Source organism: Anatilimnocola aquadivae (assembly GCF_049819085.1).
Classification (GTDB): domain Bacteria; phylum Planctomycetota; class Planctomycetia; order Pirellulales; family Pirellulaceae; genus Anatilimnocola.
Genome location: NZ_CP187419.1, coordinates 627043 through 641709 on the forward strand (window position 1 = coordinate 627043; position 14667 = coordinate 641709).

Annotated in this window: 10 protein-coding genes; 4 read left to right on the forward strand and 6 right to left on the reverse strand. The window is 59.5% G+C overall.

The features are described 5' to 3' along the window. Nucleotides 1-8 precede the first annotated feature (8 nt). The 3 genes from NA78x_RS02495 to NA78x_RS02505 are packed head-to-tail and all read left to right on the forward strand — an operon-like array spanning nt 9 to nt 3768. Nucleotides 9-926 carry a sugar phosphate isomerase/epimerase family protein gene (locus tag NA78x_RS02495; RefSeq protein WP_425616838.1) on the forward strand — a complete coding sequence of 306 codons (918 nt, stop codon included), beginning with the start codon at nt 9-11 and terminating at the stop codon, nt 924-926. Between the two features lie 42 nt (nt 927-968). Then, nucleotides 969-2084, forward strand: a complete 1116-nt coding sequence (locus NA78x_RS02500) for a site-2 protease family protein (RefSeq protein WP_425616839.1) — start codon at nt 969-971, stop codon at nt 2082-2084. A 37-nt stretch (nt 2085-2121) separates the two neighbouring features. Then, on the forward strand, nt 2122-3768 hold the full coding sequence (locus NA78x_RS02505; RefSeq protein WP_425616840.1) for a cyanophycinase: 1647 nt from the start codon (nt 2122-2124) through the stop codon (nt 3766-3768). Between the two features lie 14 nt (nt 3769-3782). On the opposite strand, the gene NA78x_RS02510 is transcribed toward NA78x_RS02505, so the two are convergent. The 6 genes from NA78x_RS02510 to NA78x_RS02535 form a co-directional block, all read right to left on the reverse strand. Continuing rightward, nucleotides 3783-4238: a carboxypeptidase-like regulatory domain-containing protein gene (locus tag NA78x_RS02510; protein ID WP_425616841.1), complete on the reverse strand. Its 456-nt coding sequence runs from the start codon at nt 4236-4238 to the stop codon at nt 3783-3785. 24 nt (nt 4239-4262) lie between these two features. Then, on the reverse strand, nt 4263-5333 hold the full coding sequence (locus tag NA78x_RS02515) for a DUF1559 domain-containing protein (protein WP_425616842.1): 1071 nt from the start codon (nt 5331-5333) through the stop codon (nt 4263-4265). A gap of 122 nt (nt 5334-5455) precedes the next feature. Further along, a complete protein-coding gene (locus NA78x_RS02520; protein ID WP_425616843.1) occupies nt 5456-5947 on the reverse strand; it encodes a hypothetical protein in 492 nt (163 codons plus the stop codon). Between the two features lie 187 nt (nt 5948-6134). Beyond that, nucleotides 6135-7451, reverse strand: coding sequence for a DUF1501 domain-containing protein (locus tag NA78x_RS02525; protein ID WP_425616844.1), 1317 nt, complete (start codon nt 7449-7451; stop codon nt 6135-6137). A gap of 395 nt (nt 7452-7846) precedes the next feature. Then, nucleotides 7847-10063, reverse strand: coding sequence for a DUF1549 domain-containing protein (locus NA78x_RS02530; RefSeq protein WP_425616845.1), 2217 nt, complete (start codon nt 10061-10063; stop codon nt 7847-7849). Between the two features lie 582 nt (nt 10064-10645). After that, nucleotides 10646-12193: an excinuclease ABC subunit UvrC gene (locus NA78x_RS02535; protein ID WP_425616846.1), complete on the reverse strand. Its 1548-nt coding sequence runs from the start codon at nt 12191-12193 to the stop codon at nt 10646-10648. Nucleotides 12194-12494: 301 nt separating this feature from the next. Here NA78x_RS02535 and NA78x_RS02540 point away from each other — a divergent pair, with 301 nt between their 5' ends. Further along, nucleotides 12495-14615 carry a squalene--hopene cyclase gene (locus NA78x_RS02540; protein ID WP_425616847.1) on the forward strand — a complete coding sequence of 707 codons (2121 nt, stop codon included), beginning with the start codon at nt 12495-12497 and terminating at the stop codon, nt 14613-14615. Nucleotides 14616-14667: the final 52 nt, after the last annotated feature.

Sequence of the window (14667 nt, forward strand, 5' to 3'; positions counted from 1 at the left end):
TAGAAAATATGAAGCTTGGTTTCGTTACCGCCATTCTCGCCGACCTGTCCCTCGCCGAAGTGGCTGCGTTTGCCTCGGAAAGCGATTTTCAATGTCTCGAGGTCATGTGCTGGCCGGTGAGCAAGGCGGAGCGTCGGTATGCCGGTGTGACGCACATCGATGTTACGGACATGACCCCCGCGAAGGCAGCGGAAGTGCAAAAGGAACTGGCGACTGCGCGGGTCGAGATCAGCGGGCTGGGCTACTACCCCAATCCTCTTGCCCCCGATGCGGCTGAAGCTGCCAAATGTGTCGAGCATCTGAAGAAGGTGATCGTCGCCGCGCCTTTGCTCGGCCTGTCGCGAGTGAATACATTCATCGGCCGCGATTGGACCAAATCGGTCGACGACAACTGGCCGCGCTTGCTCGAAACTTGGAAGCCCATCGTGGCCCTGGCCAAAGAGCACGGAGTGAAGATCGGCATCGAGAACTGCCCCATGTCGTTCACCAAGGACGAATGGCCCGGCGGCAAGAACATCGCTACGTCCCCCAAAATCTGGCGCAGGCTCTTCAACGATCTGGGCGCGGAACATCTGGGACTCAACTATGACCCTTCGCACATGATCTGGCAGCAGATGGACTACCTGCAACCGATGCGAGAGTTCAAAGACCAACTCTTTCACATCCATGCCAAGGATGTGCGGATCGATCGCCAGCGTTTGAATGAAGTCGGCATCTTGGCCCATCCAAACGAGTACCACACGCCTAAACTGCCCGGACTCGGCGACGTGAACTGGGGGCAGTTCTTCTCGGTGCTGAGCGAAGTTGGCTACTGCGGGCCGGTGTGCGTCGAGGTCGAAGACCGCGCCTACGAAGGTTCGCTCCAAGCCCGTCAGCGTTCCCTTCGGCAAAGTGCCATCTATCTGCGACAGTTCATTGGCAGGTAGAGGCTCGCTCGCTCACGCGTTGGTCTACTTTAAGCTGGCCGCATGGCCACTTTCCCGCTCTTCGGCTATTCTGGATTGATGGATCCAGTTGCCCCTACCGACCCGCCTGCGCCTGCTTCTTCGGCGGCTCCACCTTCCTCTTCGCCGACTCCGGTAAGCGACGATGGCAGTGTGCGTTACGAACCGACTGTCACCGATATCTCGCGTGATCCTCACTCCGAGTCGACTGCGCGCAACTTGCACTATGCGTTTCGGACCCCATCGATCTTGCTGGTTCTTAGTGCCATCAGCGTGTTCGTGGCGGGCTGCTGTCAGTGGATGCCGCACGCCGTGCTGATCGCGAGCCTGTACCGCACCCGGACGAGGCACTGGTACGAATTCGATGTGGACTTCCATCCTCTTCGCATGGCGATTATCTCGGAGTGGCAAACCGGTCTCGCCTTCATGGCAAGTCTGCTGGGGATTCTGCTCGCCCACGAGATGGGGCATTTTGTCTACACGGTTCTGTACCGGGTGCGCGCGACATTGCCGCTGGTCATTCCGTTTCCCTTGTCGCCAATTGGTACCATGGGCGCGGTCATCGCGATGGAACCCGGCAAAGCCAATCGCCGCGAGATCTTTGATATCGGCATCGCGGGGCCGCTCGCCGGTCTGGTCGTGGCGATCCCGGTCCTCTGGTATGGCATCACCCTGTTCGATCCGCAGCTGATCGGCTCGGCACCGTTCGGCATTCGTCCTCCACCCGCCCTGGACTGGTGGCTGGCGGCCACGTACCCGGGGCAATGGGAAGCGGGCAGTGTGATTTGGATCGACCAGGTCAATCCGTTTTTGATGGCCGGTTGGACGGGCCTCTTCTTCACGGGACTCAACATGTTTCCGGTCGGGCAGCTCGACGGCGGCCACATCACCTACTGCCTCTTCGGTCGCCGGGCCCATTGGCTGGCCCGCGGCCTGATGGTCCTCTCGTTCGCTTACATGGCCTACTCGGGAAATACTGCGTTGATTTTGATGGCGATGCTCGTCATGCTCATGGGAACCGATCACCCGCCTACAGCTGACGACAGCGTGCCGCTAGGCTGGCCCCGCTACCTGCTTGGGTTGGCCTCGCTGATTCTCCCTATCGTTTGCCTCACGCCCGAGTTCATGGTGATCCGGTAGTATTCTCCACCTCGTGATTCCAGGAGCCGGATTGCTCATGCTGACTTCACGTTTCTCAGCCACTTTTCTGTTCGTTGGTTTGCTCGGCAGCAGCGCGATCTCGCTCGCTGCTGAGAACTTCCCGGTCTCGCCCCTGGCGGCTTTCTCGCAGATTGATCCCGCCGGTGTTCCCGGCACGCTAATCATCAGCGGTGGTGGTGTGCCAGCAGACGACGGCATTCGTGCTCGCTTCATGAAGATCGCCGGCGGCAAAGAAGCCAAGCTGGTGATCATTCCCACGTCTCGGCCCCGCTACGAACTGGAGCAAGGCACGCCCGAGTTTGAACTGAAGTACATCGAACCCTGGCGCAAGTACGAACCCAAGAGCCTGACGATTCTGCACACCCGCGACGCGGTCGAAGCCAACAGCGATGCCTTTGTAAAGCCGCTACAAGAAGCGACCGCCGTGTGGTTCTTCGGGTCGAACCAGAACTTGCATGCCGCTTCGTATTTGAACACCAAGGTCGAGACCGAGCTGTATAACCTGCTGAAGCGCGGCGGCTTGATCGGCGGCGCAAGCGCTGGAGCGGCCATTCAAAGCCGCACGATGATCGGCGGTGGTAAAGAAGAGCCCGTGATGGCTACCGGCTTCGATCTGCTTCCCGGTGCGATCATCGACCAGCATTTTCTCGCCCGCAAACGAATGCCCCGCCTGCTGAAGGCTCTGGAACTCAAGCCGGCGCATTGGGGTGTGGGGCTGGATGAAAAAACGGCGATCGTCGTTCGTGGGCGCAAGATTGAAGTCATTGGCGAATCAACAGCCACCGTGCTGTTGCCCGCCGGCACTGGGCGGCCGCTGCGCGAGATCGTGCTAAAGGCAGGCGAAACGAACGATCTGGTTTCACTCCGCCGTGCTGCCTTGGCTCGGGCGACCGAGTCGTACTTGCCTCCCAAATGGCCGACGCCCGAAGTGAAACAAGGTTCGCTGGTCATCGTCGGCGGCGGTGGCATGCCCAAAGCCGTGGCCGAAAAATTCATCGAATTGGCTGGAGGACCGGAAGCAGCCATCGTCGTTTTGCCCACGGCGCAAGAGTCCGTAAAGCCGGAACTCGAGGGTGCCTTTCTCAAGCGGCTTGGCGCCAAGAACATCATCGTGCTGCCGCAGACCAAGCGCGACGATGTTGAGTCTGCGGCCGTGATCGAAGCTCTCTCGACGGCCAAGGGAGTCTGGTTTGGGGGCGGCCGGCAATGGCGCTTTGTCGATTGCTACGCGGGTACCAAGGTCGAACCGCTGCTGCGCGAAGTGATCGCGCGGGGTGGCGTCATCGGCGGCAGTAGCGCCGGCGCGACCATTCTAGGCGACTACCTGTGCCGCGGCAGCCCGCTGGGCAATCTGGAAATGATGGCCGAAGGCTACGAGCGCGGCTTTGGTTACTTGCCCGGTGTGGCCATCGACCAGCACTTCGCCCAACGCAAACGATTTGGCGATATGACCCAGCTGATGAAGTTCCAGCCTCAGTTGCTCGGCATCGGCATCGATGAAGCTACCGCCCTGATCGTCCGCGGCAGTACGGCCGAAGTCCTCGGTAACAACGAGGCTCATTTCTTCGACTATCGCACAGCCCCGGCCGAAGGCGAGAAGGACTACGTCACGCTGAAGTCGGGACAGAAGTTCGATCTGGCAAGTCGTAAGCTGGTGGAGTAATTGCCGAGAAATATCTATTTCAGGTCGAACGGAAACTCATTTGTCTCGCCATCTTTCACTTCTACACTCAAACCCGAAGTCTTGATGTTGGAGTACTTCTCCGGCACGAGCCAGCGAATGGTCGGCGGCACGCTGGCACCGCCCGCCGAAACGTCAACGCCCGGCGGCGTATTATCTATCACATCGACGCGGCGGATGGCTACTAGCTGAGGTCCGGGGACGACGCCATCTGCTTTACCGAAGGTTGACAGGGCGAACCGCCCTGCCGAATCGGTCTTCGCCGTGCCCGTCTGCCCCGCGTTCGGATTGTTGAAGGTCACATCGGCATCAGCGACAGGCTGGCCTTGGTACCGCACAATTCCCGTCGCCTTGACAACGCGCGGATGATTGCCGGTACCTTCGTTCGAACAGCCACCTACGCCGACCACCAGCAGACTCAGCAGCGACAACCGCATCAGGCAACGATCCATGTTCAATCTCATACTTGCGCTTCGTTAGGGAGCAGCTGTCTCGCCGCCACTGATGGTCGCGATGGCACCCCACACACCATACGGGCTGGCGGAGCCTGCCGTGGCAATTTCCGGCGTACCAGGATTTCCCGCATTGATGTTCTCGTTAATGATGCGAATCGAACCATCGGCAAAACAGGCGTTCACACCACCAGGATGCCAACTCTGCGCGGTCATCACGCCCACGCTATTTACGTTACCGATCTGACACGAAGGACTATTCGGCGGCAGAATGCAATTGAATCCCGTATAGATGGGCATGCCGTCGTAGGCTCGCGTGCCGCCGACGTTGTAACCCGACAGTGTCGCAGAGGCTAGAAACTGCCCGGTCGCCTTGTCGGCTTGAGCCAGACATAGCGCTGGGTTGGTCTGTAGACCTGCCAAGTTCTCTACCACGTGTCCAAAGATACTTCGCTTGGCCTTTGGAAAACACTTCTCAGACATGGCCAGAGTGTTGCTGGTGCCGTCAGTAATATTTTTGAAGCTGGCGTAGCTGTACTGACCGAACAAGCCTCGCCCTTGGTATGCATGTTGGTCGCCAGTGCCCGTCACGTGATCGCCGACGCAGAACGCATAGCTCGTGCAGGCCATCACCCCGGTGCGGCCCCCACGCACATCGCCCACGGGAACATCCGAAGGGCAGAACATGCTCTTCATCTGAAAGGCCTTGCCCCATAGATCGTAGTCTTGCACCCAAGGCTGCGGACCGAACGGAGCATAAGTGTTCGCGCCAAAGGTTTGCTGCGAACTGATCATGCTGTAGAGCGAACTGTTCTCGATGAATCCCATCAGGCCGACGTTGGGATTGAGCCGGCGACCGTTAGCAGCCGTGCCGCCGGAACCTGCGGGCAACGCGCCGTAGGTATCCATGTAGTTATGCAGGGCGAGGCCCCACTGCCGCATGTTGTTGGTGCATTGAGCGCGACGTGCTGCCTCGCGGGCAGCCTGCACGGCCGGTAATAAGAGGGCCACCAAGACGCCGATGATCGCAATCACAACCAGCAGTTCGACAAGGGTAAAACCCAAGCGACGCGTGTCCGCAAATGGACGTGTCATACCAATCGCTCCAATGTGAGAGAGGGGCCTGCAAACATCCCTGCAGGTTCACTGTCCCGAGCGTAGGGTCAGCACACGCAACTATAGCCGAGCAATTAGGGCAAAGAAAGCGAGTTCTCGGCCTAAAGATCCATATCAAGAATGATTGTGGGACTACCACAATGCAGGCACTTGCCGGCAAATAGTACGTTGCAGAAATAATCTTGAGCGGGAAGTTTTGGTTCGTCTTCAAACAAATCGACGACAGCATCGAGATAGTCGAATTGGACTGTCACTTCAAACTCTGTTCGCTTGCAATTCGGGCAGGCGAAAACCTTTGGCTCTCCTTGGCCACGCAACTTCGCAGACGAATGAAGTTCGCCATGATAGCCATGCACTTCGCTATCGAAGGCGAGCGTCTGCTGACCATCGGGCCAGCGAATCGTCAGGGGCGAGATGAAATCCGGATCGCCCTGACAGGCCGGATTGTAGTCGCCGAGTGGATAGCCCAGGACGGTCGCCTTGTTGATCTTTGTCCCGGCTTGGGCCAGCGAGTAAGCCGCGAAGTAGTCACTACGCTCGTCGATCGGAAATCTCGCCTTCGTGACGGCAAAGCCCGCCAGACAACGAGGCACGTGCTTCTGCAAATGTTTCTTAAGGCTCGGCAAGCAGACGTTCCCAGTAGGCCGGTAACGAGCGGTACTCCGCGCTGTTCCGGCAGAAGCTTTGGACGATTGATGAGGTAGCTCAACCAAAAATAGTTCAGCCCCTCACCCCGACCCTCTGCCCGGAGTACTGAGGCGAGGGAGTGAAGAGAAGGGATTAGAACAACTCGGTAATCAGCTTGCCACCCTCAACCAACTTGAGAGGCTGTTGCTGATCGGTGATATATTCGTCGTGCGGGTTCAGGCCAAGGATGTGGCAGAACGTGACGAACAAGTCCTGCACGCCAACCGGGCGATCGCTGACCTTCACACCTTCGTCGTCGGTGGCACCAATCACCTGGCCCATCTTTACGCCACCACCGCTAAAGCCGCACAGCCAGCCATCGCTGTAGTGGTCGCGGCCACCATCAGCGTCAAACTTCGGTGTGCGGCAGAACTCGCCCATCCAGACGACGAGCGTGTTATCGAGCATGCCGCGATCCGCCAAGTCGGTGAGCAGCGTGGCATAGGCCGAATCGGTCTCGTCGGCCAGCATTGGGTTTTCTTTAAAGCCCCGCTTGTGCGTGTCCCAGCCTTGATCGCCGTGGCTGCCGCCATTGATGACTTCAATAAAGCTCACGCCGGTCTCGACCAGCCGGCGAGCGAGCAAGCAGCCTTCGCCAAAGTAGTTGCGGCCGTAAGCATCGCGCAGCTTCTCGGGCTCGTCATCGAGCCGGAACGACTTCAAAAGTGGGCTGAGCACGAAGCGACTGGTCCGCTTATAGATTTCCTGCTGTTCGCGAGCCGCACGGCCCGAGCCGGCATCGGCAAACTGCTGATCGAGTTCCGAAGCAAGCGCCAAGCGTCGCTGCAGCACTTCGGGCGAGACTCTCGGCAATACATCTTCGGGCAACTTGCCTGCCTGATCGATCTTGAACGACTCGTAGCGCGGGCCGAGCACGCCGCTGGTCACATCGCGGGTCTTGATGCGCGGCTTGCCGATGCGCACGAACGCGGGTAGGTCAAAGTCGGGGTTGTAGCGATCACGGGCGACCACCGAACCCCACGTGGGATAATTGATGGTCGGCTTGATCGGATAACCGGTGCGGACGAGCTTGATGGCGCGAAAGTGATCGCGCTCCGTGCTTTGCATGCTGCGGATGAGGGCAATCTTGTCCATCACCTGCGCGGTCTTGGGCCAGTACTCAGCAATCTCGACGCCGGGCAACTTGGTTTGAATGGCCTTGGCCGGACCTTGATACTTAGAGCCGATCTTGGGATTGAACGTCTCGAATTGGCTGGGCCCGCCGTCCATCCACAGCAGGATCATGCTCTTGCCGGCCTTGCGCACTTCTTCGGCCTTGGCCATCAGCATGTCGCGCCACGAGAGCGTGAGTGCTCCCGCACCAACACCAGCCGCCATCTGACCAAGGAAGCCACGCCGGCTGAGAATGCCACTGCCGGTGGTTTGAATATTTGCAAAGGAACGAAGCATGGCTGACATCCTGGAGAGGATTTTTAGTTGTCTGGTTCCCTCTCCTCGGTACTCCGGGGAGAGGGTTAGGGTGAGGGGCGTTGGGGCAGGTGCTAGTATCGCTTAGGTCTTCCATCCATCAGGCTTTCGCGGCGGAATGCCAATCTCGATCATCACCAATTCCTTACCATTGCGAAGTTCGATTTCCATTTCGGAACGAAAGTTAGCCAATGCCTCATCCTTGGTATTTCCGATGCCGACCGCCTTCAACAGCCCACCTTCATGGGCGCGGAATCGGCCGTCTTCAAGGCATTCGACTAGGACTGGAATCTGCATAATAAATGGCTGAGACTTTCGCCGGCACAGCCCCTCACCCCAGCCCTCTCCCCGGAATACCGAGGCGAGGAGCTAGTAAGTTACCGGCGGCTCAAAAACTCAGCCGAGTTGATCATGCTCCAGAGCAGATCTTCGTAGCCGGTCTTTCGCTCGCCGACTTTCGCCAGGTGGGTGCGGCCGATTTGAACTTCTTTTTCGGTTGGCTTGCGGGCAAGCACCGATTGATACAACCGGGCAATCGCCTTCGCATCATCGGTCTCTTCCGAGACGATCTTCGCCAGCACCGTGCCACTGCCCGGTGAAGCATCGATCTGCTTTTGAATCTGGTCGTTGTTCATCAGGAACATCGCCTGCTGCATCGTCCGCGAGACGTTGGCAGCTTCCGACGAAGGATCGAAACCGAAGGCTTCGTTCACCAGGTCCTGGGTGCTCTTGGGCGGCGGTGGAAAGCGAACACCTTCTGGCACGGGAGCTGGCGGCGGCGTGAAGTTCGGCAGATCGATGCCAGCCTTGAGCGAGGCAAAGACTTCGTCGCCACGCAAGCGACCCGAGGGCACCACCGCGAACGGCTTGTCTTCGCCCGGCAGCGGATCGCGGAGCGGCCGCTGATACGCGCTGCTGTTGACGATCGTGCGGAAGACGTCCTTGATATCGAACTGGCTGGCCACGAAATGTTCGGCCACGGCAGTGTGTACTTCGGGCAAGACGCTGTCGGCGAGATCACCGATTTCGTCGACCGGTTCGCAGAAGCCACGGCCCATCAAGCGGGCCCAAACGCGATTCGTAAACGCCTTGGCGAACCAAGGATTCTCGGCACCGATGATCCAGCGGGCCAGTTCTGTCCGCCGTGTGATATCGCTTTGACCGACGTCGGTCTTGTGCGTGAAAGCGATTGGCTGCATTTCTTTGTTGGTGTCCGGCATCTTATGTTCGCCAGCCGCCTTGCTCGAAACCACAATCTGGCTGCTGTCGTTCCAAGGCAACTTGGTTTGCACCCGTACAAAGAACGCCGCCACATGGTGGAACGTCTCTTGGGGCATGTCGATGAACTTGTGGTCGTGACACTCGGCACATTGAATCTGGGTCGAGAGGAACACGCGGGTCGTTTCCGAAGCCAAACGCGACTTGTCGCCTTGATGGAAGCCCACGTACGTGGCAGCCGGGTTTTCGCCGACAGTGCCGCTGGCCGTGATGATGTTGTAGGTCAGTTCATCCCAGCCGGTGTTCTTGTTGAACTCTTCGGCGAGCCAGTTCTTGAAGGGCTTGTAGTTGAGGAAGGTCAACTCCGGCTGCGGTGTGCGATAGCTCACCACGTCGCTGAAGTAGTCGGCCCAGTTCGCACCGAACTCGGCCGAAGCGAGCAGTTTTTCGACCACGCGGGCTCGCTTATCTTCCGAGGCATCGGCGAGAAACGCGTTCATCTCGGCCATCGTCGGTTGGCGACCAATCAAGTCGAGCGACAGTCGGCGCAGAAACGCTTCGTCGCCCGCGAGCGGGGCATTGACGATGCCACCGACGAATTTTTCCATCAGCTTGTCGAGCTGCTCGGCATTCAGTCGGCTGACGACCTTCGTCGACTTGCTTCGTTCAAACGGAGCGGCCTTCTCGGCGACCGCCTTGGCAGGTTCTTTCTTGGCGGCCGCTGGCTTGGCCGTTTTGGGTTCGCCGGGCTTCGCGGGCGTTGTCGGTGCTGCGTTGGGCTCAATCGGCTTGATGGCAGCGAGCAATTTCGGCGGAGCATTCTTCGCGGCTTCGGCCTTCAGCTTGGTCCACTGTTCGGTCGTCATGACCGCCACAGCATCGGCAATCACCACTCCCTTTATATTGTCTTCGGCCGAGAGCACCAGGGTCGCGGGACCAGCATCAAAGCTGAACTCACCGAGCCAGTGCAGGCACCACGCACCTTCGGGCACGCGCTGTTGATTGACGATGTAATCCTTCTCGGTGTCGCCGCTGCGGACGGTCACCTTGGCACTCGTGCTGCGATTACCAGAGAACGTGTACGAGAGCAGCACCTGATACTGCCCGGCTTCTTCGACATCGAAGCTATAAGTCGCCACGTTGCCGGCACCGCCAGCGCTGTACGAATAGCCTTCGCCCACGTACGGCTTGGTATGCACCGACTTGGTCCAGACGCCATCGAGTTTGGCGGCCGTATCGTCGATGACGATGCCCGGCAACTTCGCCGGATCGATGGCCACGCCTTCGGCAGCCAGACAGGGCGAAAGACCACCCAGCACAGCGCACGAAAAGAGCGCAGCACGGGCAACAGCGAGCAGGGAGAATGATCGCTTCACAGGGTTCGTCTCCGTAATCAACGGCGGGCGAGTTCAGCGCGGCAACAGCAAGTCGCCAGCTGAGGCGGGCATGGGAATGTTCTGAGTCATTAGTCTAAGTGCTGGCGAGCTTGCCGGTCAATCAAAATGAGGGGCGAAATTGGGCACCGAAATGGCCCCTCACCAACCGGCGCAAACCGCCTGTCATTTCACGAGATAGCTTGCGCCGGCAAGGTCCGTCTGCTTGCCACTCATCTTCATCGGGAAACCGAAGGAATGGGCTGCAGTGGGATCGGTTCGGGGGCATGATTTCGGGCGATTCAATTCAGGCTCAATTGCCCTCCCCATCGAACGGCCATTTCGACGTAAGTCGCCTTCGCGGAGAGTCGTCTGGGGAAACCGTGAACCCGAACCGGCCGGTTTGTGAACACCAACGCGCGCCGCACCCGAGAGATATGGCATCGCGCGTTCACAAACCCCCTGGGTTTGTGAACGGGTGGCTTTTGGGGCGACTTAGACTTACGTCGATTTTGCTTGGAACGGGGAAACCGCCAGAACTTCGGCTATTAGAGACGCCGCTTAACTCACGAATGCCAAGCAAAGCTACGTATCGCCCAGTTGCGATTTGCGGCGGAGTTGGTGGTGGTAGTGCTGGGCGAAGCGGTGGGCTTCGTCGCGAACATACTGAAGCAGGCGGAGGGCGAAGTTGTTCTTGCTGAGGCGAATGGGCTCGTCGAGATCAGGTAAGTAGATCTCTTCTTCGCGCTTGGCAAGGGAAAGGATCGCCGGGGGTGTGATGTCTTGATCGCGGAAGGCTTGCAGGGCCGCGTTGAGTTGCCCCTTGCCGCCGTCGATGAGGAGCAGATCGGGAAAGACCTCGTCTTCATCGCTCAGCCGGCGATAGCGACGGGAAACCACTTCGTGCAAGCTGCGGAAGTCGTCGATGCCGGCGACGCCGTTAATTTTGTAACGACGATAGCCGGGCTTGAAGGGCAAGCCATCGAGGAACTGCACCACGCTGGCGACCGTTTCACCGCCGCCGAGGTGCGCGATGTCCATCCCTTCGATGGTCCGCGGCACTTCGGCCAGCTTGAGTGCCTTCTTCAGCCCCGCGAGCCCTTTCTTCGGGTCGATGTAGAACACTTCGGGCTGGGCGTGCACATCGATATCGCCGCGCCGGTCGAGCGATTCGAGCATTTTGATCTCGTCGCGCAACATGGCTGCTTGCTCGAAGTTTTTCTCCTTCGCGGCGGCTTGCATCTCGTCGCGCATCTCTTTCAACAGCTTCTTTTTGTTCCCTTCCAGGAACATCACCAGCCGTTGAATATCGTGCTTGTACTCATCCTTGCTGATTCGCAGATTACACGGCGCGGTGCACTGCGCGATGCTGGCGAGCAAGCAGGGCCGGAACCAGCGCCAGCGTTCGTCGTTCTCTTCGATATCCAGGCTGCAGGTACGGAACTTGAAGATCCGCTGCAGCACCTGCATCGCGCCGCGCAAGGCACCGGCACTGGCGAAGGGACCGAACAGGCGCACGCCCCGATCGGGCGGCTGACGAGTGACTTCCACGCGCGGGAAGTCTTCTCCCTTGGTGATCATCAGGTAGGGGAACGTCTTATCGTCTTTGAGTTCCTTGTTGTGCTTGGGCTGGATGTCTTTGATCAGGCGGGCTTCCATCAGCAGGGCATCGACGTCGCTCTCGCACTCGATGTAGTCGGCATCGGCGATATCCAGCACCCAGTCGGAGGTCCGGCGTTCCTGCTGGGCCCCGATCAAAAAGTAGCTCCCCGCCCGGCTACGCAGGTTTTTCGCCTTGCCAACATAAATGGTGATGCCCGAGGTGTCTTTGAACAGGTAGACGCCCGGCGTGCGAGGAAACTCGCGAACCTTGGCTGCCGCGCGACGAAAGGCGAACTCGTAGCGGTAAGTGACGGCGTTGGAATCGGCGGCCGGGTGATTCGCTTCTTCTGGTGAAGAGTCTGGTGCTAGCGGACCAGCAACCTTGTCGAGCACCGCATCGACTTCGGCATCGGAAAGTTGCGGTACCTCTTCGACTTCGCTGGCCTCAGCCCGCAATTCGGCGGCGACGATATCTTCCGCCGAGTCGTCGGCGGTTTCTTCAGAATCTTTTTGGTCCCAATCAGCGGCCATCGTCCCTGGTTACGGCAATGCCGCCCTCTTTCTTAACAAAGCGCGCCAGCCGTTGCGTCCACATTCAGGTTGGGAATTCTGGCCAATTCCGTTACTTTGTGCCGGTGCGCTGGCTAGAACGCCAGTCGCAAACCATTGGCACCGTGGCTTATTCACCATTGTAGCGCGGCGGGATTGGTCTTGTAGGCACAGGACCGATTCCTTATACGACATTTTGACAGGCCAGAGGCCGCTAGCGAGCTTGCTCTTGGGGAGCCGGTTACGCCTGCGGCCACTGCAGAATCAGGGAGGATGCCAGGGAATGTCAGCCCGAGAGCCAATTCGCGTACCCCGCCCCCATTTTGTCCCTAACGCGCCGCCGCGCGAGGAGTCGCCGGAACCCGGTTCGCTCGCCGCTGCTGTGCAGAACACCCGCGGTTGGCTGCTCGACCAGCAACAGCCTGCCGGTTTCTGGTGCGCGGAACTCGAAGGGGATAGCATCCTGCAAAGCGAGTACATTCTGCTGCTCGCCTGGCTGCGAAAAGAATACTCACCCATCGCGAAGAAGTGTGCTCAGCGGCTCATCGACACTCAGTTGCCCACCGGTGGCTGGGCCATGTATCCCGGCGGCGAACTCGAAATCAGCGGCAGTGTGAAGGCGTATTTTGCCCTCAAGCTGACCGGCCACGACCGCAACGCTGAATACATGGTGCGGGCCCGCGATGCCATTCGCGCCGCCGGCGGCGCCGATGCGGTCAACAGCTTTACTCGCTTTTACCTGGCGCTGCTGGGGCAGATTTCGTACGATCATTGCCCGGCGGTCCCGCCCGAGTTGGTGCTGCTGCCGAAGTGGTCGCCGGTAAACATCTATCGCATGAGCGCGTGGTCGCGGACTATCGTCGTGCCGCTGGCGATCATGTGGGCCCATCGACCGGTGCGCCAATTGGCCCCCGATCGCAGCATCGGCGAACTCTTTTTGAAACAGCCCGACCAATGGCCGGAGTGCAAATGCCCGGGACTGTCACAAGAATCAGGCTGGTTCAGCTGGGACAAGTTTTTTCGCCGCGCCGACCAGACATTCAAGTGGCTGGAGAAGCGGAAGATCAAGCCACTACGCAAGCGGGCCCTGCGTGTCGCCACGCAGTGGATGACTACGCGCTTTGCTCATAGCGATGGCCTCGGCGCGATCTTTCCGCCGATCATCTGGAGCATCATCGCGCTCAAGTGCTTGGGCTATGACGATGACTCCGCCGAGGTTCGTTACAACCACGAACAGCTGGCTGGTCTCACGGTCGAAGAAGAAACCTCAGCGCATCTGCAGCCTTGCTTATCTCCCGTGTGGGATACGGCTATCACCGTTCGCGCGCTCGCAGCGAGCGGCGTGACAATCGACGATCAGCCCATGGTGGCTGCTGTCGATTGGCTGTTGGAAAAAGAAGTGACGCGCCCCGGCGACTGGTCCGCGAACGTGAACGCGGCCCCCGCAGGCTGGTTCTTCGAGCATCACAACGACTTCTATCCTGATGTCGACGATACCGTGATGGTCATGATCGCGGTGAAGGAACTGCTCACGGCCTCTGATGCGGCCACCATTGCGAAGGGGCAACCCAAACGCGAACCGCAGCATCCGCGCACCAGTAGCGACATGCAAATCGACCAGGCCGATGCCCGCAGGCGCTGGGCCATCGGTGCTTGCGAGCGTGCTCGTCGCTGGGTGCATGCCATGCAGAACACCGACGGAGGCTGGGGCGCTTTCGACAAAGACAACGACAGCGAATTCCTCTGCCGCGTGCCGTTCGCCGATCACAACGCCATGATCGACCCCAGTACACCCGATCTCACCGGTCGCGTGCTGGAAGCACTCGCGCATTGGGGCGGCAAGCTCGGGCAGCCGACAGTGGATCGCGCATTGCACTACCTGCGCACCACGCAGGAGAGCGACGGCAGCTGGTTCGGCCGTTGGGGCGTGAACTACATCTATGGCACGTGGCAGGTGCTTGTCGGTCTGCAAGCCATTGGCCTCGACAAAGACGATCCGCTCATGCAGCGGGCCGCGAATTGGCTGCTGCTCCATCAACAGGCCAGCGGCGCTTGGGGTGAATCGGCCGATAGCTACGAGAAGCCCGAACTGCGCGGCCAAGGTCCAGCGACCGCTTCGCAAACCGCCTGGGCGCTCCTCGGCTTGCTCGCCGCTGGACTCGCCGATCATCCGGCTGTCGAGCGCGGCGTGCAGTGGCTCGTCGATCAGCAACAGGCAGACGGCACCTGGGCCGAACACGAGTTCACCGGCACCGGCTTCCCCCGAGTCTTCTACCTGAAGTATCACGCCTATCCGATTTATTTCCCGCTGCTCGCCCTGGCGACCTATGCCAAGGCTCGCGGCAAGCACTTGCCGTCGCTCCACGGCGAACTGGCATCACCACGCTTGCGTGTGGTGGGATAAACCCTGCTGGCTCCCTGTAGCCCGACGCGTCAGCGAGGGAGCTACTGCACGA

Bases quoted from the DNA above. Each gene is read 5' to 3' on its own strand.
- NA78x_RS02540 (WP_425616847.1), top strand. From the start codon at position 12,495: ATGTCAGCCCGAGAGCCAATTCGCGTACCCCGCCCCCATTTTGTCCCT.
- NA78x_RS02515 (WP_425616842.1), bottom strand. From the start codon at position 5,333: ATGACACGTCCATTTGCGGACACGCGTCGCTTGGGTTTTACCCTTGTC.
- NA78x_RS02500 (WP_425616839.1), top strand. From the start codon at position 969: ATGGCCACTTTCCCGCTCTTCGGCTATTCTGGATTGATGGATCCAGTT.
- NA78x_RS02525 (WP_425616844.1), bottom strand. From the start codon at position 7,451: ATGCTTCGTTCCTTTGCAAATATTCAAACCACCGGCAGTGGCATTCTC.
- NA78x_RS02535 (WP_425616846.1), bottom strand. From the start codon at position 12,193: ATGGCCGCTGATTGGGACCAAAAAGATTCTGAAGAAACCGCCGACGAC.
- NA78x_RS02495 (WP_425616838.1), top strand. From the start codon at position 9: ATGAAGCTTGGTTTCGTTACCGCCATTCTCGCCGACCTGTCCCTCGCC.
- NA78x_RS02510 (WP_425616841.1), bottom strand. From the start codon at position 4,238: ATGGATCGTTGCCTGATGCGGTTGTCGCTGCTGAGTCTGCTGGTGGTC.
- NA78x_RS02505 (WP_425616840.1), top strand. From the start codon at position 2,122: ATGCTGACTTCACGTTTCTCAGCCACTTTTCTGTTCGTTGGTTTGCTC.